Origin of the sequence: Vibrio galatheae, assembly GCF_000967545.1 — a bacterium.
Classification (GTDB): Bacteria; Pseudomonadota; Gammaproteobacteria; order Enterobacterales; family Vibrionaceae; genus Vibrio; species Vibrio galatheae.
Genome location: NZ_JXXV01000016.1, coordinates 342,504 through 364,011 on the forward strand (window position 1 = coordinate 342,504; position 21,508 = coordinate 364,011).

Consider the following 21,508-nt stretch of genomic DNA (forward strand, 5'->3'; position numbering starts at 1 on the left):
TCTACACGGCTATTCGTTTCATGCAGTTCGACCCAGAAGACTCGATTAAAATCTCAATAGATACATTGACTGTTGGTATGTTTGTGACAGCGATTGAAGACAGTAAACGGGTTAACCTTGCCAGTGCCGGGCGTGTACCATCTGAAAAGGCGCTCAATCAGCTGATTAAAAAAGGCGTTAAATATGCATGGGTTGACAAAAAGTTGTCCGCAGCAGGCAGTGTGTTCAAGCCCGTTGAGCTAACGGAGCCAGCCCTTCCTGAAGAAGCAGCCACTCCACTCAAACGTAAAACTGTCAGCCGTTTTTCGCAACAGAAGAAAGCGACAAAAATCATTCGGGAAGCGAAGGGTATTGCCAGCAAAATTTTGACGCAAACTTTCGAGGGAAAAACCATCCATGTCTCCGAACTTGATGATCTAGCGGAAGATATGATTGAGTCGATCTTACTTGATTCTGATGCGCTGCATTGTGTTTCAGCACTGCGCAATAAAGATGAGTATTTGCTTGAACATTCAGTCAATGTTGCAACATTACTCGTCACATTTGGTAAGCACCTTGGGCTGGCAAAAGAGACGCTCAAGCAGTTGGCGATTGGGGGCATTATCCACGATGTTGGTAAGATCAAAGTGGACGATAAAGTGTTACACAAGCCAGCACGACTTACTCCTGAAGAGTTCGAACACATGAAGCTTCATCAGGTGTATGCGAAAGATATCATTAACACGGTCACTGGACTTGGCGATGTCAGTCGCGATGTTTGTTTAATGCATCACGAGAAGCTCGATGGCAATGGTTACCCAGCAGGCTTAACAGCGGACCAAATTCCACTGCACGGGCGAATGAGCTGCATTGTGGATATTTACGACGCGTTAACTGCTGATCGCTGCTACAAGCAGGGTATGAGTCCAGCAGAAGCCTTTAAAATTCTCCTCAGCCTAACTCCAAACCATTTGGATCGAGAGTTAGTGTATAAATTTATCAACTGTATCGGGATATTTCCTGTTGGTGCGCTGGTTGAACTTAGTGATGGCCGTGTTGGAATTGTTTGGACGTCGAATCCATCTCAGCCACTGCGACCGGAGATCAAGTGTTTTTACTCGCGTAAATATCACCGATTTGTGGATGTTAATTTTGTTGATATGAAAAACGCCCAATTGACGATCAACAAAGCGATCTCCCCTTCACAGCTCGAAGTTGACCCCAAACCTTTCTACGATGTGTGAGTAACATTGAAAGAAAACAAAAGGCGCTGTATCAGCGCCTTTGTTCATTTATAGTTCCAAGTAGGTGATTGGAATATCTGGATTGAGAGCGTCCAGCGTCGCTTGCGTGTTGGCTAAGTGGCTAATGGTGCCGTCTTCAACTTCAACTAGCGCTGCCGAGTCAATATCGGATAACGACTGACGATCAAGTAGCAATTGAATCAGCGCAACTTGCAACGGTGGTAAGCTTGGATTAAACGCCGCGTTTTCAGCGTACGCCCCTTGATATACTTTGCCATCTTTCATTTTCAGTGCAACACCACTCAAATTATGAGTATAAGGTGCGTGGCTACGGTTTAGTGCTGCAATGGCAAGTTGAAGCAATTCGTCATTTTCATCGCTGGACTTACCGTGATCAACTCGAGTCATCAGTCCGGACTTGATACCTAAATCGGCTGGGCCAAATGATTCAGGCAAGTATTCTTGTAAGCTCTTACTGTCTCTTTGCGGCAATTGCACTTCAAGTTTATCGGCCGTGGACAACTCGTTCATAAACTGACGGCAGTGGCCACATGGGCTGAAGTTAATGGTTATATCTGCAACACCTTGTTCGCCTTTCATCCATGCGTGGCTAATGGCCGCTTGTTCTGCGTGTACGGTTTGACCAAGTTGAACGCCTTCAAACTCGACGTTCGCACCAAAGTACAGCTTGCCCGACAGACCACGGACAATCGCGCCAACATAAAACTTAGAAAGCGGAGCATAAGAATAAGCAGCAGCAAATGGAAGTAGTGCAACACGTAGTTCAGCATCCTCAAGGCCAGAGATTGCTAACAGTTGCTCAAATTGCTCTGAAGAAAGCGTTGCGTCAAAATCGTCAGCAAGAAGAATAGGAGATAGAAAATCTGCTACGTTTTTTGGCACTTCAGATAGCGCCTGTTCAATGCGGCTTCTCATAGTGAGTCCTTTAATAAACATTGTTGATATCTTTGAGTTTAGAGCCATAAACAGGGTGTAAACTCCGATATTGGTATTACATTTTATGTAAAGTAGAGAATATGTCGGAGATATATGTCACAAAAATAAATGTAATATCATTGTTCGTTTCATTATTTGAGTGAGCTCACACATGATAACGATTGCAGACTGATCGGATTATGAACTGAGCCATCGAATAGAGGCTCTATGTCAATTAATTAGCCAGCCAAAGCGCAAAAGTGAAAAAGGATGGTGCGAGTATCGAAGTAATAACACCGCATACCACTAATGCCAAAGAACTGAATGCGGCATCTTGTCCATCCTTTTCAGCGCAGGTTGCAGTACCGAGCGCATGAGAAACGGTACCCATAGTTAAACCTTTGGCAATAGGGTGGGTGATATTAAGTAAGTTATAGATAGGGTAGGCCATGATCGCGCCAAACAGACCGACAATCAAAACTAAGATCGCAGCGATTGCGGGTTCTCCCCCCAGATTGCTCGACACTTCCATCGCAATCGGTGTAGTGACTGATTTGCCGAGTAAGCTGGCAATCAGTGAAATATCCGCATTCAAATAGACGGCAATCATACTGGCAGTGAGCATCGACATCACACTACCTACGCCACATGCCAACATAATGATACGCCAGTTAGCACGTATTTGGGGGAGTTGTTCATAAAGCGGGTAAGCGAGCGCGACAACAGCGGGTTGGAGCAAATAATTTATCCACTGATTGTCTGCATAATAGCTTTCAAACGGCACTTTGAGGTAAGTCAGCAGCGGGATTAACACTGCAAGACTGACCAGCAAAGGATTCATAAAGGGACTATTAAATTTCTGGCATAACCAGCGAGCAGAAAAGAAGACAATGATAGTGACCAGTAACCACATTATTTTTGTCCTCCCTTAAGCATACGATCGAGCATTAAGCCGAGTACGACCAGCACAATGAGTGTACCACCAACGGCGCTTGCCAAAATCGGCACAGCATTGGCGAGCAACATATCGAAATGCTCCATCAATCCCACACTGATAGGGACAAACAGCAAAACCATGTAGCGGATGAAAAGTGACGCGCCGGGTTTCACCCAATCTGAAGGGACAAGCCCGCTTGCCAACAGACCGAACAAAATGAGCATACCGATGATGCTGCCAGGGATTGCAGTACCTAATAAATGTTGAATATTAATGCCCGCAATGAGACACAAAAATATCAGCCCCATAGATACGACGTATTGAAGCAAAGTTTTCGCCATGGTGTAGAATCGTCCAACTGCTGAACCAACATAAAACGGTCAGTTCGAATTATTCAAATGCCTAACCTCGTATTTTGAGTGTTATGAGTGAAATTAGGCTAGGTTGTAGGGTGCAGGACTTTGAAGTAACTAGGATACTCGTTTTTGTACGTATTGGTAGATAGATTTTAAGATCGCAATTTTCTTCTCGTCACTTTCATGTTCATGAACCAAGTTTTCCAGATTGAGCATGTACTCTTCAATACGACTTTCGAAGTACTCACGACAATGAGCGGCCCAGCGATGTTGCTCTGCTTCATCAAGCGTCCACGGAAAATTACGTGCACGGTAGCGGAAAAGCAGAGGTGCAATACGTTCGTCACTATATGTGATATCTAGCGCGGCAAGGTTGTTTGGCTCGGTTTCGCGAATAATGTCCATTGCTGCTTTATCGGCAGGAGAAAAGAAACCGTCATACAGCATGGTATCAACGTCACCACTTTTTTCGTAATCCCTCTCACGGGCATAAACGCCAATAAGCTTTTCCCGAATTTCTGGATGTTGACGAAGCAAAGCTAAATTGTCTAAACATTGCTGGCGGTCAATGCCAATGATTTCAGCATTCTCGGCGGTTAACGTTTTGGCAGGCGCGAGGATAGGGCACTTGTTTAAATGAACCAGTTTTACTGGCACTGGAAGCTCGTCAGGTGCTAAATCGGCGTGCTTTGTATACAGACGTTGGTTGAGCTGATCGCTATCTAAGTCAAGAAGTGCTTGCGGATTTTTGGCTAAATCGACACAGATTACCGCATTTTGATTGGTTGGATGCCAAGCGACTGGGACTATCCAACTGGTGTAGTTACACTCTTTGCCAAGCATGCCTGAAACATGCATAAGCGGCGTCATGTTAACAATGTCGATCAGCTCATTGAGCTTACGTTTGTGACGCATACTCAGGAAGTAATCAAACAATTTTGGCTGCGCTGCTTTTATCTTTTTGGCCATCTCGATGGTGGCGATCACATCGGCCATCGCATCGTGCGCGTTTTCGTGTTCAATGCCGTTAGCGACAGAAAGATGTTCCAGCTTAAAGCTAATAAAGCCTTCATTGTTTTCAGGCCAGTTGATGCCTTCAGGACGCAGAGCATAGCAAGCACGCATAACATCAAGTAAATCCCAGCGCGAGTTGCCGTTTTGCCAGCTCCATGCATACGGGTCAATGAAATTACGATAGCAAGTGTAACGTGTGACTTCGTCATCAAAACGAATGCTGTTGTAACCCAAGCTGATGGTATTGGGCATGGCCAATTGTTGATGAATCTTGGCAATAAACTCTGGCTCAGTAAGACCTTGCGCTTCTGCGGTTTGAGGTGTGATTCCAGTAATTAACGCGGCTTCAGGGGCGGGTAGGTAATCCGCAGGAGGTTGACAATAAATCACAAGCGGCTCGCCGATAATATTGAAATCCATATCGGTTCGAACACCCGCAAATTGACACGGACGATCTTTGGCCGGGCTGGTTCCCCACGTTTCATAGTCAAAAAAGAAAAACGTAGGTTGCTGCGCTTGTTGCATTATCTCTTTACCAAGGGTTTGTCATTCACGGCGATATTAGACCATTGCCATCGCAACAAGGCAATGGAGTTAGTCGGATCTTAAACTGAGTGACAAAAATTCATTCAGTTCTCAAGTTGTTGTGAGCGTACTTAAAGTGGACTTTGCTTATGGGTTAGATTCCCCTGAAAGAGATGAGTTTCGTATTCATTTTTCTATCGGCATCCAGTTTTAATTGTTGATGTATAAAGGGGCTACGGCTGAAATTCGTCATTTGTCGAAACGTTTCGATGGAAAACTGTGACCGCGATGGCTTTTTGTTCATGACATTAACGTCAATTGCGGATCATTCTCACACCTTATATATCTCTATCTGTTCAATTCACTTTGCTGTTCTATTATCTACATCGAAACGTTTCGATGAGTTTTCTGTCAATTAGAAAAAACTCCAGATAGACACTCACAGTTGTATGAACGTGTAACCGAAAGGTCGATAAAATGAAAAAAAGCAACTTAATTAACTCAGAAATTTCTTACTTGGTGGCAACGTTGGGCCATACCGACGAAATCACCATTTGTGATGCGGGCCTGCCAATACCTGACCACGTGCAACGCATTGATTTAGCGTTGACTCATGGCGTTCCTGGTTTCCTTGATACGGTGCGCGTGATTCTTTCTGAATCGCAAATTGAAGGGGTCATCATTGCTGAAGAGTTCGCAAATGTTAGCCCGGTTCACCATGACGCCTTGATCACTGAGTTAACTAAAGAGAGCGAGCTCACTGGCAAGCAAATCACGATTGACTACGTAACGCACGAAGCCTTTAAAGCTCGTACAGAACAAAGCCGCGCTGTGGTTAGAACTGGCGAGTGTACACCTTACGCGAACGTGATTTTCCAAGCTGGCGTGGTGTTTTAGACCACAACTAATTGAGGACAAATTATGACTCAAGCCATTCTACAACTCAGCGACATCGAGAAAGCGTTCCCGGGTGTTAAGGCGCTGGACAAGGCCAGCCTTAATGTTTACCCAGGTCGGGTAATGGCGCTTATGGGTGAGAACGGAGCAGGGAAGTCGACCTTGATGAAAGTGCTTACGGGTATCTACCACATGGATACTGGTAGCATTCAATATCAAGGTCAGCCAGCGGCGTTTAAAGGTCCACGTGACTCTCAGCAGGCTGGCATCAGTATTATTCACCAAGAGTTAAATCTGATCCCAGAACTGACGATTGCAGAAAATATCTTCCTAGGCCGTGAATTTACTGGCACGTTGGGACGTATTCAGTGGGACAAAATGTACAAACAAGCGGACGAGCTTCTACAACGTCTTAATGTAAAACACTCTTCCAAAACGTTGCTTGGTGATTTGAGCCTTGGCGAGCAACAAATGGTGGAAATTGCCAAAGCACTATCGTTCGAATCTAAGGTCATCATCATGGATGAGCCAACGGATGCATTGACAGACCATGAAACTGAATCGCTGTTTAAAGTGATTAACGAATTGCGTGATCAAGGCTGTGGCATTGTTTATATCTCTCACCGCTTAAAAGAAATCTTCGAAATCTGTGATGATATTACTGTCCTGCGTGACGGTAAGTTTATTGGTCAATGTCAAGTAACAGAAACCAACGAAGATGGACTGATCGAGATGATGGTCGGGCGTAAGCTGGAAGAGCAATACCCGCGAATTGATGTGACTCATGGTGAGGTTTGCCTTGAAGTCGTCGGGTTAACAGGCTCGGGTGTTTCCGATGTGAGTTTTACGCTTCAGCGTGGTGAGATTCTTGGCGTATCTGGTTTGATGGGCGCTGGCCGTACGGAACTAATGAAAGTGATTTACGGTGCGCTGCCGAGTGAGCGTGGAGTTATCAACTTAGACAACAAAACCATTAATCCGGTTAGCCCACAGGACGGGTTAGCCAACGGAATTGCTTATATTTCGGAAGACCGTAAAGGTGACGGTTTAGTGCTGGGGTTATCAGTGAAAGAGAACATGTCTCTTTGTGCATTAGATAAGTTCACCAAAGGCTTTCAAATCCAGCATGGTAATGAAGTCGTAGCGGTTGAAGACTTCATTACTCTTTTCAATATCAAAACCCCTAGCCGCGACCAAGTCATCGGCAATCTATCTGGCGGTAACCAACAAAAAGTAGCCATCGCAAAAGGGCTAATGACCAAGCCTAAGGTGCTGATTCTAGATGAGCCAACTCGCGGTGTTGATGTCGGCGCGAAGAAAGAAATCTACCAACTAATTAACAAATTTAAAGCCGATGGCATGAGCATCATCTTGGTTTCTTCTGAGATGCCAGAAGTGCTAGGTATGAGTGACCGCATCATAGTGATGCATGAAGGTCGTATTACGGGCGAATTTGACGCAAAAGACGCCGATCAAGAAACACTACTCGCTTGTGCCGTGGGTAAGAAGATCAATGAGGAAGCAGCATGAGTACTAATACCATGAGCCAACCAAACCAAGCTGGCAGCAAAAAGCTGTTCACAAAAGCGTGGCTGATTGAGCAAAAGTCGCTGATTGCGTTGCTATTTTTAATAGTAGTTGTGTCATTTTTGAACCCCAACTTTTTTACGGTAGACAATATTCTTAACATCCTGCGTCAAACCTCAGTTAACGCGATCATTGCGGTGGGTATGACACTGGTAATCCTCACCGCGGGCATCGACTTAAGTGTGGGCTCGGTACTTGCCCTCTGTGGTGCGTTTGCCGCGAGCATGATTGCACTAGAAGTTCCGGTGTTGATTGCGGTTCCAACGGCGCTGTTTGCAGGTGCAGCACTGGGTGCAATCAGCGGCATCATCATTGCGAAAGGCAAGGTGCAAGCCTTTATCGCTACGCTGGTTACCATGACGTTATTACGCGGTGTGACCATGGTTTACACCGATGGCCGTCCAATCTCAACCGGATTTACTGACACAACTGATGCCTTCGCTTGGTTTGGTACAGGTTACGCACTAGGTATTCCGGTGCCAGTTTGGCTGATGGTGATTGTGTTTTCTGCGGCTTGGTATCTCCTTAACCACACTCGATTTGGCCGCTATGTTTATGCGCTTGGTGGTAACGAGTCAGCAACTCGCTTATCTGGTATCAACGTAGACCGAGTGAAGATTGGTGTGTATGCCATCTGCGGTATGTTGGCCGCGCTTGCAGGCATTATCGTCACCTCTCGTCTCTCTTCGGCGCAGCCAACGGCAGGTATGGGCTACGAGCTAGATGCTATCGCGGCGGTGGTTCTGGGCGGTACCAGCTTGATGGGCGGTAAAGGTCGCATCATGGGTACGCTGATTGGTGCGCTGATCATCGGTTTCTTGAACAATGCGCTCAACTTACTCGATGTTTCTTCTTACTACCAAATGATTGCCAAAGCTGTGGTTATCTTGCTCGCGGTTTTGGTCGATAACAAAAACAAGTAATTCACAACCAACAACTCTTGAATATAAACCGAGCTAGATAACGCTTTCTAGCTCACCCTACACAAAGGACTAGAACGATGAAAAAACTCGCAACTCTCATCTCTGCTGCACTTCTTTCTTCAACTGTGTCTATCGCGGTGCAAGCTCAGGACACAATGGCGATCGTGGTCTCTACGCTAAATAACCCGTTCTTCGTAACGATGAAAGAGGGTGCAGAAGCAAAAGCGAAAGAACTGGGATACGACTTGATTGTATTGGACTCACAAAATGACCCGAGTAAAGAACTTTCAAATATTGAAGATCTGACTATTCGTGGTGTAAAGGCAATTCTGATCAACCCAACGGATTCAGATGCAGTGTCGAACGCGATTCGTATGGCCAACCAGTCTAAGATTCCAGTATTAACGCTAGATCGTGGTGCAAGTCGTGGTGAAGTGGTAAGTCACATCGCGTCTGATAACGTCGTCGGCGGTGAAATGGCGGGTAACTACATCGTTGAAAAAGTGGGCATGAAAGCGAAAGTTATTCAACTTGAAGGTATCGCTGGTACTTCTGCTGCGCGTGAACGAGGTGAGGGCTTTATGAACGCGGTTGGTGGTAGTGAAATGAACTTACTTGCTAGCCAGCCTGCAGACTTCGACCGAACTAAAGGTTTGAATGTCATGGAAAACCTACTGGCGGCTAACCCTGATGTTCAAGCGGTGTTTGCGCAAAACGATGAGATGGCACTAGGAGCACTTCGCGCAGTTCAAGCTTCGGGCAAAGATGTTGTCATTGTCGGCTTTGACGGAACCGACGACGGCATTGCGGCGGTTAATCGTGGCAAGCTTGCAGCGACGATTGCTCAGCAACCTGAGCTTATTGGCGCGTTAGGTGTCGCAACCGCAGACAAAGTATTGAAAGGCGAGCAAGTGGAGGAGTACATCCCTGTGCCGCTTAAAGTGGTGACTAAATAAGTTCACACTGAGTAATCTGTTGTAATTTCTTGCTCTCTCCTCCGCCAAATTGTGTTGTTGGAGAGGAGAGAGCGAGAGTAGATGCCTGTGGCTTTTTATTGCTCCTTACTTAGTAAAAAAGCCAAAGTCATCTGTTACATTTTCTACAAGGGTTCACTTAGAACCGAGGATAACCGTATGAATAAGTTAGTGGTATTAGGTAGTGTAAACGCTGACCATGTTCTTCAAGTGCCTTCTTTTCCTCGCCCGGGCGAGACGCTCCACGGTCACAATTATCAAGTCATTCCCGGAGGCAAAGGTGCCAACCAAGCTGTGGCGGCGGCAAGATTAAATGCTGATATCGGTTTTATCACATGCGTAGGTGATGACTCGTTCGGCATCAATATTCGCGAAAACTTTAAGCTGGGCGGGATCAACATTACTGGCGTAAAGATACAGCCTAACTGTCCGACAGGTATTGCGATGATCCAAGTCACCGATAGTGGTGAAAACAGCATTTGCATTTCGGCTGAAGCGAACGCCAAACTCACCGCAGAGGCAATCGAGCCAGATTTAGAACGCATCCGTCAAGCGGACTACTTGCTGATGCAGTTGGAAACGCCAATGTGTGGCATCGAGAAAGCGGCGCGAATCGCTAAAGAAGCCAAGACCAATGTAATTTTAAATCCTGCGCCAGCACACGAATTGTCCGATGAGTTGCTGTCTAACATTGATGTGATTACTCCGAATGAAACCGAAGCCGAAGTATTAACGGGTGTAACGGTGACAGATAACGCCAGTGCCCAACAAGCCGCCAATGTATTGCATTTAAAAGGCATTGAAATTGTGATGATTACTCTCGGTGCAAAAGGTGTTTGGTTGAGCATTAATGGACGCGGTGACATCATTCCTGGTTTCCGGGTTGAAGTAACGGACACCACCGCCGCTGGGGATACGTTCAATGGTGCACTCGTTGCTGGTCTATTAGAAGATTTACCTTTAAAATCAGCTATTAAGTTTGCTCATGCAGCGGCGGCTATCTCAGTAACTCGTTTTGGTGCACAAACCTCTATTCCAAACCGTGAAGAAGTCGATGCGTTTCTGGCGCAATTTCAATAAACAGGGAGTAATAACATGGCGACGATGAAAGACATCGCAAAATTGGCTGGGGTTTCTACGTCAACGGTGAGTCATGTTATTAACAAATCTCGCTTCGTCAGTGAAGAGATCTCCCTACGCGTCACTAGCGCAGCAAAAGAACTCAATTACTACGCGCCATCGGCTGTGGCGCGTAGCCTCAAAGTCAATCGAACTAAAACGATTGGCATGTTGGTCACCACCTCAACCAACCCGTTTTTTGGCGAAGTGGTAAAAGGTGTTGAACGTAGCTGTTATCAAAAAGGCTACAGCCTAATCTTGTGTAACACTGAAGGCGACAATGAACGCATGCGTGATTCCATCAATACGTTGTTGCAAAAGCGAGTCGATGGATTGATTTTGATGTGTTCATCGCTGGAAGGTGAGCGCTTAGACATCTTCGAGAGTTACCCAGATATCCCAGTCGTTGTTATGGATTGGGGGCCAATGCTGTTTACCTGCGATAAAATCCAAGACAACTCACTTCGTGGTGGTTATCTGGCGGCAAAATACCTTATCGACTGTGGTCATAAACAAATCGGTTGTATCACAGGCCCTCTTACTAAGCACCAAGCCCAAATGCGTTATGAAGGCTATAAGCGGGCACTCAATGAAGCTCAATTTGAGTTTCATTCCGAGTGGATTATTGAATCTGACTTTGAATGTGAAGGCGGCTATCAAGCACTGAAAAAAATGGCAGAGCAGGGAGCACTGCCTAGTGCGCTCTTTGTTTCTAACGATATGATGGCGATGGGAGTCATCAATGCAGCCAATGAGTTAGGCATCGCCATACCAGAGCAGCTGTCAATTATTGGCTATGACGACATCCATATTTCTAAATATATGTCACCCTCGTTAACGACGATTCACCAGCCCAAATACCGTCTAGGGCAAGCGGCGGTAGAAACACTATTGAGAAAGTTAGACGAAAAAACGCTGGAGCCACAGGTGGTACAGTTAGAACCAACATTGGTCGAACGTAAAAGCGTAAAGCGATTAGATAGCTAATACAACGAATCCAATTACTAATAATTGAGATATTATTGCGGTATTAAGCTTCATTGCTTAATGATGTCAACATCATGGGGAAGTTTACTCGGCCGTCTTCATTGGCAACTCGTAATCAGGTCGAATAAACCCTGCAAGCACGTTATCAATCAGTGGTTTGATAGCCATTTACCTTACATTATCAGACGAACGAATATTAACGGTATTGTTTGATCAATTGTCGCATCTCAGTCGTGTCTAAAGTTTGTCGTTTTCTCTTGCCGGGGGAGAGCAGCGCGTACTGCATAGCCAACGTTACATCAGAAGCATCAATGGGAATAAATTTGGCGAGAGGACCTAGCATCAATGGCTGACAGATCATCAGCATGGTTTGTGTAATAACCTCATCTTTGCGTGGAGTTTCTCTTAGCCCTTTCAACGGCCCCGGCCTGACAAACACCACACGCTCGAAGTCCATTCGTTCTATGGTGAGTTCCATTTTTCCTTTACACCTTAGGTAATGAGACAGCGAACGAGCTGAAGCGCCATAACTCGACACGACGGCCAAATCAGTCACTCCTAACAGTTTCATCTCTTGGGCGACATCACACACTAATTGATAATCGATTCTTTCCAGCCCCTGTTTTGAACCCGCTTGTTTTAGCGTCGTGCCCAAGCAAATAAACCCATATTTAGGACGAGGTTTGCTTTCATCCCAGCTTTGGATGCGAAGTTCTGGGTGGAGAAATTCTTCCAGTTTAGGGTGAAAGAAGGGCAGTTTACGTCGCGACAGAGCATAGATATGTTCAATCGGGTCTTGCTCTAACATCTGTTTAATCAGCTCGTTGCCAATTAATCCGGTGCTACCAGCGATAATCACAGTGAAATTGTTTGATGTTCCCAAGATTAATCAACCTTTTCCAACAGTCGCATGAATCAAAGTTTGAGCATCTAACATTCATCGCTCAATGTCTGTGATCTAATCCAATTTTAGTTGACCGTGGCATACAATGTTCGGTTGATGCTGAGATGAAGTTAGCTGGGTGACAAACTTTAGTAGACCCCGCGCTTGGCGAGGTCTAGTTTGCTTGGTTATGTTAAGGAAAGAGGGACTTTGTTTTGTTTGCGTTGTTTTGGTTTATTCTGTTGTTGTTTTTTCGATGTTTGATTAGCAGTCATAAAACCTCCTTGCGCTATCAAATGGGAGAAAACAATGTCACGACAAATTCAATGCACAGTTTATGCCGTTGTAAGCGCACTCCCATAAATAAGGATAGGCTAAAATGATGAAAAATTTCATGGTTGGCTAAATCAACCGCTATATATCGCTAACAAATACAAGCAAGGGGGCGGTGGATTAAGGGTGTTAACTGTTTGATTTCAAGTTACACTGACCTCAATAGGAATCGCGAGGAAGCATTAAGGATGAACATTGAACTTAGCACACTGGCACCGACTCAAATCTATCATTTGATGACCCAAACGGTCATTCCGAGACCGATTGCCTGGGTATTGACCGACTCGGAACAAGGCAATTACAACCTAGCGCCATTCTCTTACTTTACGCCTATCTCCAGTAATCCGCCCTTATTGATGTTTTCAGTGGGTAAAAAGCCGACCGGAGAGATAAAAGACACCACCCGCAACGTATTAGAAACAGGCCGCATGGTGGTTCATATCGCCCACCAAGATTCTGCCCCTGAGGTGACTCAAACTGCCGCTACATTGGTACATGGGGACTCAGAAGTAGAGGCGGCGGAGTTAGAACTTGTCGACTTTGACGGCTTCGATTTGCCGCGCGTAAAAGCGTGTCCGATTGCGTTTGCATGTAAACTTTACGAGGTCAAAGAGATAGGTGAAACACCGCAAAGCTTGATATTTGCTGAGATTGAGAAAGCCTACATTGACCCAGATGTTATCGGTGAGCGTAGTGACCGCCTTGTGATTGACGCTCTCAAAGTAAATCCGCTTTCTCGTTTAGGTGGCAGCCAATATGCCACCATTGATAACGTATTTTCTGTCGCTCGACCTAAGTAACTCCTAATTATGCTTGATCAAACTCATTCGGATGCCATTTGGCATCGTATTAATCAAAAGACCAAACCGCTTGGTGCGCTTGGCCAATTGGAAATGCTCGCTCACCAAATTGCACTCATTCAAAGCCAGTATTCTTGTGACGCTGTCACTGAGATTGAGATCAATCAACCGACCGCCATCGTTTTTGCCGGCGATCATGGCATCGCTGATGAAGGCGTAAGTATTGCACCAAGTGCAGTGACTCAGCAGATGGTGCTCAACTTTCTTGCTGGTGGCGCGGCCATCAATTGTTTCTGTCGCACTAATCAGGTTGCGCTTAAAGTTGTCGATGCAGGGATTCTGCTGCCCGTTGACCATTCATCGGAGGATTTTATTGTCCAACGATTGGGTTCACGGACACACAATTTTGCTCAGCAAGCCGCGATGACGGTTGCGACGGCTGAACGCGGAATCGCATTGGGTAAAGCCTTGGTAAAACGTGTCATTGAGTCCGGTTCCAATATCGTGATGTTTGGTGAAATGGGCATCGGCAACACCAGCAGTGCAGCGGCGATTTTAAGTGCGCTAAGTGGCAAAGAAGCGAGCGATTGTGTCGGGCGTGGCACGGGCATTAGCGATCAGCAATGGTCGAAAAAAGTCGAACTGGTAACCAAAGCGGTATCTCGTTGTGAAGACCTTAGCGTTGTCGAGGTATTAGCCGAAGTTGGCGGGTTTGAAATTGTGCAGATGGTCGGTGGATTCCTTGCTGCGCGCGAAAGCAATACACCGGTCATAGTCGATGGTTTTATTGTCTCTGCCGCGGCCTACGCCGCATGCTTGATTGAACCAACATGTCGTGATGTGATGATTTTTGCCCATCAGTCCCATGAAGTGGGTCATCAAGCTCTACTGAGTGAACTCAATGCTCAACCTCTACTTGATCTCTCGCTACGTTTGGGTGAGGGAACAGGTGCCGTACTGGCGATGCCATTGATACGTGCCGCCGCTGAATTTTATAACCACATGGCAAGCTTTGAAGAAGCGGGTGTGGTTGTCGATTGATGGCTATGCTCAAGTATCAATATCAATTGTTTATGCTGGCATTGGGGTTCTTTTCTCGTCTTCCCATACCACAAGGCATTCCTTACAGTGAGCAGCGCATGAACCAAGCTGGGCGATACTTCGCTGCGGTTGGCGTTTTGCTTGGCGTTTTATGCGCGCTGGTGTTATGGGGAGCCCAGTTGCTATTTCCGGCGAGTGTTGCCATCTTGGTTATGATGGTGTTTAGCTTGTTGCTCACTGGGGCCTTTCACGAAGATGGCTTGACCGATATGGCAGATGGTATTGGCGGCGGTATGACGTTGGAGCGCCGTCTGACGATTATGAAAGATAGCCGGATTGGCACCTATGGTGCGAGCGCATTAATAATGGCACTGCTGGCAAAATTTGTCTTGCTGTCTGAGCTGATACATTACCAACATACCCTAGTGGTCATCGTGATTGCCTACGCGTTAAGTCGTGCTATCGCAGCATCTCTAATCTATGACATGCCATATGTCAGCGCTACGGATGGCAGTAAGAGCAAGCCGCTTGCTCAGCAACAATCTAGACTCGAATTGTCCGTCCTACTCGTTACCGGTGTTTTACCTTGTTTGCTGCTAGGACTGACGATCACGCTTTGGCTGATTACCGTCATGCTGGTGTTTAGAATGCTGTTTAAGAGCTGGTTAACGGCTCGCCTCGGTGGTTTTACAGGCGACTGCCTCGGCGCAGCTCAACAACTCTCTGAAATACTAATCTATCTCACTTTGCTAGCAATATGGGGGCACAGCTAATGACGATCCACTTGGTTTTGGGAGGCGCACGCTCCGGCAAATCAAGTTTTGCCGAAGCTCAAGCACAGAAGCTAAGTAGCCAAAAAGCGAAACATTATGTGGCGACGGCGATTGCTTTTGATGATGAGATGAAAAAGCGTATTGCACATCATCAAGCGTCACGTGATGAGGAGTGGGTGGAACACGAGTGTCCAATTCAATTACCCGACTTGTTGGCTACATTTAGCGACCAAGATGTGGTGCTGGTTGACTGTTTGACCTTGTGGATCAACAACATCATTTATAATGATGGCGAAACTTTGCATGAGACCAAGATAAAGCAGCAAGTAGTGCGATTAACGAAAACTCTAGAGCAATCTCAGGCAGATATTATATTGGTGTCTAATGAAGTGGGGTTAGGGGTGATTCCTCTCGGGCAAGTGTCGCGCTTGTTTGTTGACCATGCTGGGTGGACGAACCAAGCTATTGCTCGTATTGCTGATAAGGTGACATTTGTTGCCGCAGGTTTACCCATGCCGCTCAAGGGGTCAACCGATGGATGAAATAACGGTAGCGCAAACCTTCAATGTTTATCTGGTTCGCCACGGTAAGACAGTTGGCGAGCCAGCGCTTTATGGCCACACGGACGTAGCAGTGGCTGCGGATAGGCAACAGGCCATTTGCCACAGTTTACTCAAAGAGGCGCTGCAGTTTTCTGCGTTGCAAACTTCTCCACTTAAGCGATGTCGCGAATTGGCCGAGCAAATTAAGGCGAGCCAACCTGAGTTGCTGCTGGATGTAAATCAAGATTGGCAGGAGATGTATTTTGGCGTGCTTGATGGTGTGCCGTTTGAGCAGGCCAAATCATCATGGCCGCTATTGGATGCGTTTTGGCAAAATCCAAGCAAGAATCCATTACCTAGTGCGGAGCCGTTGGGTGATTTTTATTGCCGAGTGTCTAACGCTTGGCAAGCATTTGCTAAAACTGTCGACAAAGACACACTAATCGTCTGCCATGGCGGTACGATAAGAATGATTCTTGCTTGTCTACTCAACTTAGACTGGCGCAACGCCGCGCTTTACTCGACGTTGAATATTGCTCATCAATCATTAACGCACATACAGATCACCAATGCAGACCAGATTTACTTTCGGGTTTGCACGATAGGGAAACCGTTAACCGGATAACTAAGGAAATAGAATGACTGCACCTAGCTGGAATTTATCCATTGCTTATCAAGATCTTAATGACCCAAAAATTGAACAAGATATTGTACTGATCAAACAGTGTATTCAGGCATTGGACCTACATGTAGATAACCGAGATTCCGTCTCGGTGGCACAGAATGCAATTCAGACTAGCGAAGCTGCGGGCCAGCTTTTAGCGACCATCAATACTTTCGCCCAGTGCCATGCTTCAATCGATGCGACCGACTCTGAGGCGAAAGCTTTGGTAGGGCGAGTGGCTAAGTTGAATTCTGAGCTTTCACAAGCCTTTGCGCCTTACGAGAATACACTCACCAAAGCACCTGATAGTTTTATTACTGATGTGCTAAACCATGATAGCCCAGATGTCGCCGGTCAAGCATTTCAAATTGAATGTACGCGTAAGCTCGCAGCGACCAAGTTGAGTGTGGCAGAAGAGCAGCTTCTCACAGCGATGGAAGTGGATGGGCGCGATGCATGGGGTAGGTTGTATGACAACATTACCGGTTCACTGCAGGTTACCCTCGGTGATGAGCAACAAAGCAAAATGGGTTTTTCGCAAGCTGCCAGCATCTTGTACGGCACAGACTTTGATCGCCAAGAACCCGCATGGCGAGGCATACAACAGGCGATGGCCGAGAATCAAGAGTCGTTTGCTGCAATATTAAATGCATTGTCAGGCTGGCGTTTAACTGAATATCAGAAACGCTCGAGCCAAACTGATGTCCATTTCCTCGATCCCAGTTTGCATGAGAGTCGTATTCAGCCGCAAACTTTAGATGCCATGATGTCAGTGGCCAAACAAAATCGTGAAATTGGACAAAAGGCTGGCAGGCTGATGGCGCGTGTCCATGGTTTAGAGCAGATGCGTCCTTGGAATCAATTAGCAGGTATGCCTAGCCTTACCCAAGCTGAGCCGACGGTTTATCGTTTTGATCAGGCGATCGAAATTATTCGTGCTGCATTTTCTCACGTAGATCCAGAGATGGCCGAATTTGTCGACGTCATGATTGAAAACGGTTGGATAGACGCGGAACCAACAGAAAATCGCCGACTTGGCGCTTACTGCACCAAGTTTGCCGCGACAAGAACGCCTTTGGTCTTTATGACATGGGGTGGTAGCCGCTCTGATCTACTGACATTGGCGCATGAGCTTGGTCATGCCTTCCATAACTGGGTTATGCGTGACATGCCGTTATGTCAAACTCGCTACCCGATGACGCTAGCAGAAACCGCGTCTATCTTTGCTGAGAATGTTGTTCGCGATTATCTGCTTGAACAAGTGGAAAGCCGTGAGGAAAAACTCGAAATGTTATGGGAAGAGCTGTCGAGTTGTTACGCGTTAATGGTCAACATTCCAGTGCGTTTTGAATTCGAAAAACGTTTTTACGAGCAACGCAGTGGCGGCGAATTTACCCCGTCGCAACTGTGCCAATTGATGAGTGAAACGTGGACTGAGTGGTATGGTGACTCGATGTCAGAGCCAGATCCTTATTTTTGGGCGAGCAAACTGCATTTTTCTATCTCTGAAGTCAGCTTTTACAATTATCCGTATTTGTTTGGTTATTTATTCAGTATTGGCGTCTATGCGCAGAGAACCAGCAAGGGCGCACAGTTCTATACTGACTATGTCAATCTGCTGCGTGACACAGGCTCAATGATGGCTGAAGAGGTGGTGGGTAAACACCTTGGTATGGATTTATCTAAGCCAGATTTCTGGCAGCAGAGCATTGATCGTGTAAAAGAAAAAATTGATCAATTTGAGTTGTTGTTAGATCAAGAATAAATCACGATACTATAGCCAAGAAATCTCATTTAATGAGATGATTTGCAAACATCAATTAGCCGAGCGAATGCTCGGCTAATTTCGTACAGCGAGATAATTCTTAATCTCCGTAAGGAGAGGAATTGGATAAATTACGATGAGGCACACGATTTGTGTCAATAAGTGGGATCACTTCTACATAATTTGTCTGAGCAATTCATTAACATACCCGCTGTGCAATAAAGGAGTAGCGCATGACGAAAACCCTCTTTCGCCAATCTTTTCTTTTTGACAGCTTAGACTTAGAACAAGAAATGCCAGCCGGTGAGCTAACCGTAGCTGGTGGAGTTGTCTTTAAATTACATCAACGTGGTGTGTTGGAGGTGATTCCTGCCAACCTGACAGCGGACAGTAAACACATCATTATTTCATGTGGTATTCATGGCGATGAAACCGCACCGATGGAAATTGCCGATAAAATCATCACGGATATCCAAACGGGTTTTCAACCCGTGACAGAACGTTTGCTGTTTATCAATGCTCATCCTGAAGCGACTAATGCTCATACACGTTTTATCGAAACCAATCTGAATCGTCTGTTTGATGACAAAGAATACCAACCTTCTAAAGAGTTAGAGATAGCCAAAGACTTAAAACGAGTCGTTACAGAGTTTTATCAAGACACTCCGCAAGATAAGCGTTGGCACCTTGATCTACACTGCGCAATCCGACTTTCTAAGCACTATTCATTTGTCGTCAGCCCGAAAGTTCGTCACCCGGTACGCGGTGAAGCCTTGATGAAGTTTGTTGCGAGTGCTCATCTTGATGCGGTGATGTTTTCTAACGCGCCGTCAAGTACCTTTAGTTGGTTTAGTGCCGAAAACTTTGGCGCTCAGGCGCTCACGGTCGAGTTAGGGCGAGTGGCAAGAATCGGTGAAAACGAGCTAGATAAACTGGTGGCGTTTGATCTTGCACTGCGTGATCTGGTTTCAAACAGTGAATCAGAGCATTTACCCCGTAAGCCGATTATGTATCGTGTCAGTCGCACCATAGTTCGCATCCATGACGATTTTGATTTCCTATTTGACGACAACGTTGAAAATTTCACCGCGTTTAAGCACGGTGAAGTATTCGGTCATGATGGTGATAAACCATTAATGGCCAAAAATGAAGGTGAGGCAATCGTATTCCCTAACCGTCATGTCGCCATTGGTCAGCGTGCCGCCTTGATGGTGTGTCCGGTCAAAACACGTTATGAAGAAGGGCAGATAGTATACGATTGATCAACTATTCTGTTGGCAAGCTTTCTATTTTAATGGCTTAACGGTATCGTTAAGCCATTATTTTTTGTCGACTTTGCTAGACAACATGGAATTTACTCAGCTACTCGAACGTAGACGTCAACGGTGGACGCGCTTTGCTCTTTTGTTCACTCTTTTTCTTGTATTCATTAGCGGCTTGTATTTAGTCGTTGGCGAAGTTTTTATCTCTCCACTTGAGGAGCTTTCCGCGCTCGAGGAACAACTGATACTGCAACTCCGCTTGCCGCGACTTCTTGCTGCGTTGGCTGTTGGTGCCTCTTTGGCGGTATCGGGAGCGGTGTTGCAAGTGTTACTCGGCAATGTGCTGGCAGAACCGGGTGTATTGGGTATCTCAGGTGGCGCGAGTGTGTTGATGGTTTTGGTGTTATTTTTTGCCCCTGCATTAGCTACTCCATTCGGCTTTATGCTCGCCGCCGTTATCGGTGCGTTAGCTTTTACCATACTGCTCGTGTTCATCGCTAAAAGTATGTGCTTAACCACAACGCGTTTGCTGCTGGTTGGCGTTGCGCTTGGCATCTTGTCTGGTGCCGTGGTGACTTGGGCATTCTATTTTAGTGATGATCTCAGCCTACGCCAGTTGATGTACTGGCTAATGGGCAGTATTGGTGCGGCAAGTTGGTATCATCATCTTCTATCGCTCATTCTCTTACCGGTACTTATTTGGTTGTGCTGCAAAGGAAGCTTGCTCGACAAACTCATGATGGGCGAGCAACATGCAAAACAGTTGGGGGTGGATGTTGATCAAGCTCGCTGGCAACTCATCTGTGCGGTGTCCATTTTAGTCGGCGGTGCGGTCGCATTAGGTGGTGTGATTGGTTTTGTTGGACTGGTTGTACCGCATTTACTCAGGCTTGCGCTAGGCAGTGAAAATCGCTATCTGTTACCCATCTCAGCGCTTGCGGGGGCAATATTAGTGGTACTTGCAGATCTCATCGCGAGAACCGCGCTGGACTCTGCTGAGCTGCCATTGGGTGTGGTCACCACGTCAATTGGTGCGCCAATCTTTATCTGGATGTTGGTAAGTCATCATGATTCACGTTAATAGCCTGTCTGTCGGTTCGCGCTTGTTACCGCTGTCATTTTCGGTTTCTGCTGGCGAAATTCTGCATGTGATTGGCCCAAACGGCAGCGGCAAAAGTACTCTACTCTCGGCCGTAGCTGGTTTATTGGATTTTAACGGCGAGGCGACCATCTTTGAGCAAGATGTGCAACATGCATCGGTTGAAGCGCTGGCGAGTTGCCGAGCGTTTTTGATGCAGAGTGATCGACCTGCGTTTAATCTTGATGTGGTTCACTATCTCTCTTTGTCTCTGCCCGCGTCATTGAAAACGACGTCAACAGAGCTCACTGGTGTCATTGAACAGCTCGCCCAGCTATTGGAAATCGACGACAAATTGCATCGCTCAATTTATCACTTGTCGGGCGGAGAATGGCAGAGGGTGAGATTGTGTGCCATATGCCTGCAGATTTGGCCGACGTTAAACCCGCGCGCCAGATTGCTGATTCTTGATGAGCCAGCTGCACCACTCGATATCGGTCAAGAAACCTTGCTGTATAAGCTCATCCAGCGGGTGGCAGATATGGGTATTGCGGTAATTATGTCTAACCATGATCTCAACCGAACGCTCAAACATGCCGATAAGGCCTTGTTATTAGACAAAGGTGTACTGCAAAAAGTGGGGGAGGTCGAAGAGGCGCTTTCTGTATCTGAGTTGTCGCGCGTGTTTAGAACCGAGGTTCAGCGTGTCATTGTGGCTGATTCACCCGTATTGTTATTTGAATGATGATACCCCTTTAGGGTTATGTTTGGTGCAGGCTGCACTCAAATCGATCGCTTTGCTCGCCGTAAAAAATTAGTGAATTTTAAAATTCGTTTAAAATCAATCAGTTAAAAATATTTTAAACTTGGCACACAATTGGCAATAGTA

21 protein-coding genes are annotated in these 21,508 nt (G+C 46.2%); 16 read left to right on the forward strand and 5 right to left on the reverse strand.

Annotated elements, in window-relative coordinates:
- The first annotated feature begins 20 nt into the window (after positions 1-20).
- A complete protein-coding gene (locus TW81_RS10220; protein WP_045955597.1) occupies positions 21-1,223 on the forward strand; it encodes a cyclic di-GMP phosphodiesterase in 1,203 nt (400 codons plus the stop codon).
- Positions 1,224-1,271: 48 nt separating this feature from the next.
- On the opposite strand, the gene cdd is transcribed toward TW81_RS10220, so the two are convergent.
- The 4 genes from cdd to sbcB all read right to left on the reverse strand — a co-directional run bounded on the left by cdd (position 1,272) and on the right by sbcB (position 4,991).
- Entirely contained in the window at positions 1,272-2,159 is an 888-nt protein-coding gene (cdd, locus tag TW81_RS10225) for a cytidine deaminase (protein ID WP_045955697.1), read from the reverse strand.
- A 235-nt stretch (positions 2,160-2,394) separates the two neighbouring features.
- Positions 2,395-3,072 carry a CidB/LrgB family autolysis modulator gene (locus TW81_RS10230; RefSeq protein WP_045955598.1) on the reverse strand — a complete coding sequence of 226 codons (678 nt, stop codon included), beginning with the start codon at positions 3,070-3,072 and terminating at the stop codon, positions 2,395-2,397.
- Positions 3,072-3,437: a CidA/LrgA family protein gene (locus TW81_RS10235; RefSeq protein WP_045955599.1), complete on the reverse strand. Its 366-nt coding sequence runs from the start codon at positions 3,435-3,437 to the stop codon at positions 3,072-3,074. Before TW81_RS10235 ends, TW81_RS10230 begins: the two co-directional genes overlap by 1 nt.
- 129 nt (positions 3,438-3,566) lie before the next feature.
- A complete protein-coding gene (gene sbcB / locus TW81_RS10240) occupies positions 3,567-4,991 on the reverse strand; it encodes an exodeoxyribonuclease I (protein ID WP_045955600.1) in 1,425 nt (474 codons plus the stop codon).
- Between the two features lie 477 nt (positions 4,992-5,468).
- Here sbcB and rbsD point away from each other — a divergent pair, with 477 nt between their 5' ends.
- From rbsD to TW81_RS10270, 6 genes are all read left to right on the forward strand, one after another.
- Positions 5,469-5,888: a D-ribose pyranase gene (rbsD, locus tag TW81_RS10245; protein ID WP_045955601.1), complete on the forward strand. Its 420-nt coding sequence runs from the start codon at positions 5,469-5,471 to the stop codon at positions 5,886-5,888.
- Between the two features lie 24 nt (positions 5,889-5,912).
- Positions 5,913-7,418 carry a ribose ABC transporter ATP-binding protein RbsA gene (gene rbsA, locus TW81_RS10250; protein ID WP_045955602.1) on the forward strand — a complete coding sequence of 502 codons (1,506 nt, stop codon included), beginning with the start codon at positions 5,913-5,915 and terminating at the stop codon, positions 7,416-7,418.
- Positions 7,415-8,398: a ribose ABC transporter permease gene (rbsC, locus tag TW81_RS10255; RefSeq protein WP_045955603.1), complete on the forward strand. Its 984-nt coding sequence runs from the start codon at positions 7,415-7,417 to the stop codon at positions 8,396-8,398. Before rbsA ends, rbsC begins: the two co-directional genes overlap by 4 nt.
- A gap of 77 nt (positions 8,399-8,475) precedes the next feature.
- Positions 8,476-9,354: a ribose ABC transporter substrate-binding protein RbsB gene (rbsB, locus tag TW81_RS10260; protein ID WP_045955604.1), complete on the forward strand. Its 879-nt coding sequence runs from the start codon at positions 8,476-8,478 to the stop codon at positions 9,352-9,354.
- Between the two features lie 177 nt (positions 9,355-9,531).
- Complete coding sequence (gene rbsK, locus TW81_RS10265; RefSeq protein WP_045955698.1) at positions 9,532-10,452, forward strand: ribokinase; 921 nt, start codon at positions 9,532-9,534, stop codon at positions 10,450-10,452.
- Between the two features lie 15 nt (positions 10,453-10,467).
- Positions 10,468-11,478, forward strand: a complete 1,011-nt coding sequence (locus TW81_RS10270; protein ID WP_045955605.1) for a substrate-binding domain-containing protein — start codon at positions 10,468-10,470, stop codon at positions 11,476-11,478.
- Between the two features lie 196 nt (positions 11,479-11,674).
- On the opposite strand, the gene TW81_RS10275 is transcribed toward TW81_RS10270, so the two are convergent.
- Entirely contained in the window at positions 11,675-12,286 is a 612-nt protein-coding gene (locus TW81_RS10275; RefSeq protein ID WP_084715854.1) for a Rossmann-fold NAD(P)-binding domain-containing protein, read from the reverse strand.
- 596 nt (positions 12,287-12,882) lie between these two features.
- On the opposite strand from TW81_RS10275, the gene TW81_RS10280 reads away from it, so the two are divergent.
- From TW81_RS10280 to btuD, 9 genes are all read left to right on the forward strand, one after another.
- Positions 12,883-13,494 (forward strand): flavin reductase family protein, encoded by a 612-nt coding sequence (locus tag TW81_RS10280; RefSeq protein WP_045955607.1) that lies wholly within the window; start codon positions 12,883-12,885, stop codon positions 13,492-13,494.
- Positions 13,495-13,503: 9 nt separating this feature from the next.
- On the forward strand, positions 13,504-14,535 hold the full coding sequence (cobT, locus tag TW81_RS10285; RefSeq protein ID WP_045955608.1) for a nicotinate-nucleotide--dimethylbenzimidazole phosphoribosyltransferase: 1,032 nt from the start codon (positions 13,504-13,506) through the stop codon (positions 14,533-14,535).
- Entirely contained in the window at positions 14,535-15,308 is a 774-nt protein-coding gene (locus TW81_RS10290) for an adenosylcobinamide-GDP ribazoletransferase (protein ID WP_045955609.1), read from the forward strand. The genes cobT and TW81_RS10290 overlap by 1 nt, the downstream gene beginning before the upstream one ends.
- The gene (gene cobU, locus TW81_RS10295; RefSeq protein WP_045955610.1) at positions 15,308-15,850 is read left to right on the forward strand and encodes a bifunctional adenosylcobinamide kinase/adenosylcobinamide-phosphate guanylyltransferase; all 543 of its coding nucleotides are present in this window, start codon (positions 15,308-15,310) and stop codon (positions 15,848-15,850) included. The genes TW81_RS10290 and cobU overlap by 1 nt, the downstream gene beginning before the upstream one ends.
- Entirely contained in the window at positions 15,843-16,475 is a 633-nt protein-coding gene (locus TW81_RS10300) for a histidine phosphatase family protein (protein WP_045955611.1), read from the forward strand. Before cobU ends, TW81_RS10300 begins: the two co-directional genes overlap by 8 nt.
- 13 nt (positions 16,476-16,488) lie before the next feature.
- A complete protein-coding gene (locus tag TW81_RS10305; RefSeq protein WP_045955612.1) occupies positions 16,489-18,279 on the forward strand; it encodes a M3 family oligoendopeptidase in 1,791 nt (596 codons plus the stop codon).
- A gap of 233 nt (positions 18,280-18,512) precedes the next feature.
- Entirely contained in the window at positions 18,513-19,541 is a 1,029-nt protein-coding gene (locus TW81_RS10310) for a succinylglutamate desuccinylase (protein WP_045955613.1), read from the forward strand.
- 85 nt (positions 19,542-19,626) lie between these two features.
- Positions 19,627-20,622 (forward strand): vitamin B12 ABC transporter permease BtuC, encoded by a 996-nt coding sequence (gene btuC / locus TW81_RS10315; RefSeq protein WP_045955614.1) that lies wholly within the window; start codon positions 19,627-19,629, stop codon positions 20,620-20,622.
- Positions 20,609-21,364 (forward strand): vitamin B12 ABC transporter ATP-binding protein BtuD, encoded by a 756-nt coding sequence (btuD, locus tag TW81_RS10320; protein ID WP_045955615.1) that lies wholly within the window; start codon positions 20,609-20,611, stop codon positions 21,362-21,364. Before btuC ends, btuD begins: the two co-directional genes overlap by 14 nt.
- Positions 21,365-21,508: the final 144 nt, after the last annotated feature.

What these genes read in the sequence shown, in the direction of transcription:
- TW81_RS10220 (WP_045955597.1), top strand. Translation starts at nt 21, where the DNA reads ATGCAGTTCGACCCAGAAGACTCGATTAAAATCTCAATAGATACATTG.
- cdd (WP_045955697.1), bottom strand. Translation starts at nt 2,159, where the DNA reads ATGAGAAGCCGCATTGAACAGGCGCTATCTGAAGTGCCAAAAAACGTA.
- TW81_RS10230 (WP_045955598.1), bottom strand. Translation starts at nt 3,072, where the DNA reads ATGTGGTTACTGGTCACTATCATTGTCTTCTTTTCTGCTCGCTGGTTA.
- TW81_RS10235 (WP_045955599.1), bottom strand. Translation starts at nt 3,437, where the DNA reads ATGGCGAAAACTTTGCTTCAATACGTCGTATCTATGGGGCTGATATTT.
- sbcB (WP_045955600.1), bottom strand. Translation starts at nt 4,991, where the DNA reads ATGCAACAAGCGCAGCAACCTACGTTTTTCTTTTTTGACTATGAAACG.
- rbsD (WP_045955601.1), top strand. Translation starts at nt 5,469, where the DNA reads ATGAAAAAAAGCAACTTAATTAACTCAGAAATTTCTTACTTGGTGGCA.
- rbsA (WP_045955602.1), top strand. Translation starts at nt 5,913, where the DNA reads ATGACTCAAGCCATTCTACAACTCAGCGACATCGAGAAAGCGTTCCCG.
- rbsC (WP_045955603.1), top strand. Translation starts at nt 7,415, where the DNA reads ATGAGTACTAATACCATGAGCCAACCAAACCAAGCTGGCAGCAAAAAG.
- rbsB (WP_045955604.1), top strand. Translation starts at nt 8,476, where the DNA reads ATGAAAAAACTCGCAACTCTCATCTCTGCTGCACTTCTTTCTTCAACT.
- rbsK (WP_045955698.1), top strand. Translation starts at nt 9,532, where the DNA reads ATGAATAAGTTAGTGGTATTAGGTAGTGTAAACGCTGACCATGTTCTT.
- TW81_RS10270 (WP_045955605.1), top strand. Translation starts at nt 10,468, where the DNA reads ATGGCGACGATGAAAGACATCGCAAAATTGGCTGGGGTTTCTACGTCA.
- TW81_RS10275 (WP_084715854.1), bottom strand. Translation starts at nt 12,286, where the DNA reads ATGTTAGAGCAAGACCCGATTGAACATATCTATGCTCTGTCGCGACGT.
- TW81_RS10280 (WP_045955607.1), top strand. Translation starts at nt 12,883, where the DNA reads ATGAACATTGAACTTAGCACACTGGCACCGACTCAAATCTATCATTTG.
- cobT (WP_045955608.1), top strand. Translation starts at nt 13,504, where the DNA reads ATGCTTGATCAAACTCATTCGGATGCCATTTGGCATCGTATTAATCAA.
- TW81_RS10290 (WP_045955609.1), top strand. Translation starts at nt 14,535, where the DNA reads ATGGCTATGCTCAAGTATCAATATCAATTGTTTATGCTGGCATTGGGG.
- cobU (WP_045955610.1), top strand. Translation starts at nt 15,308, where the DNA reads ATGACGATCCACTTGGTTTTGGGAGGCGCACGCTCCGGCAAATCAAGT.
- TW81_RS10300 (WP_045955611.1), top strand. Translation starts at nt 15,843, where the DNA reads ATGGATGAAATAACGGTAGCGCAAACCTTCAATGTTTATCTGGTTCGC.
- TW81_RS10305 (WP_045955612.1), top strand. Translation starts at nt 16,489, where the DNA reads ATGACTGCACCTAGCTGGAATTTATCCATTGCTTATCAAGATCTTAAT.
- TW81_RS10310 (WP_045955613.1), top strand. Translation starts at nt 18,513, where the DNA reads ATGACGAAAACCCTCTTTCGCCAATCTTTTCTTTTTGACAGCTTAGAC.
- btuC (WP_045955614.1), top strand. Translation starts at nt 19,627, where the DNA reads ATGGAATTTACTCAGCTACTCGAACGTAGACGTCAACGGTGGACGCGC.
- btuD (WP_045955615.1), top strand. Translation starts at nt 20,609, where the DNA reads ATGATTCACGTTAATAGCCTGTCTGTCGGTTCGCGCTTGTTACCGCTG.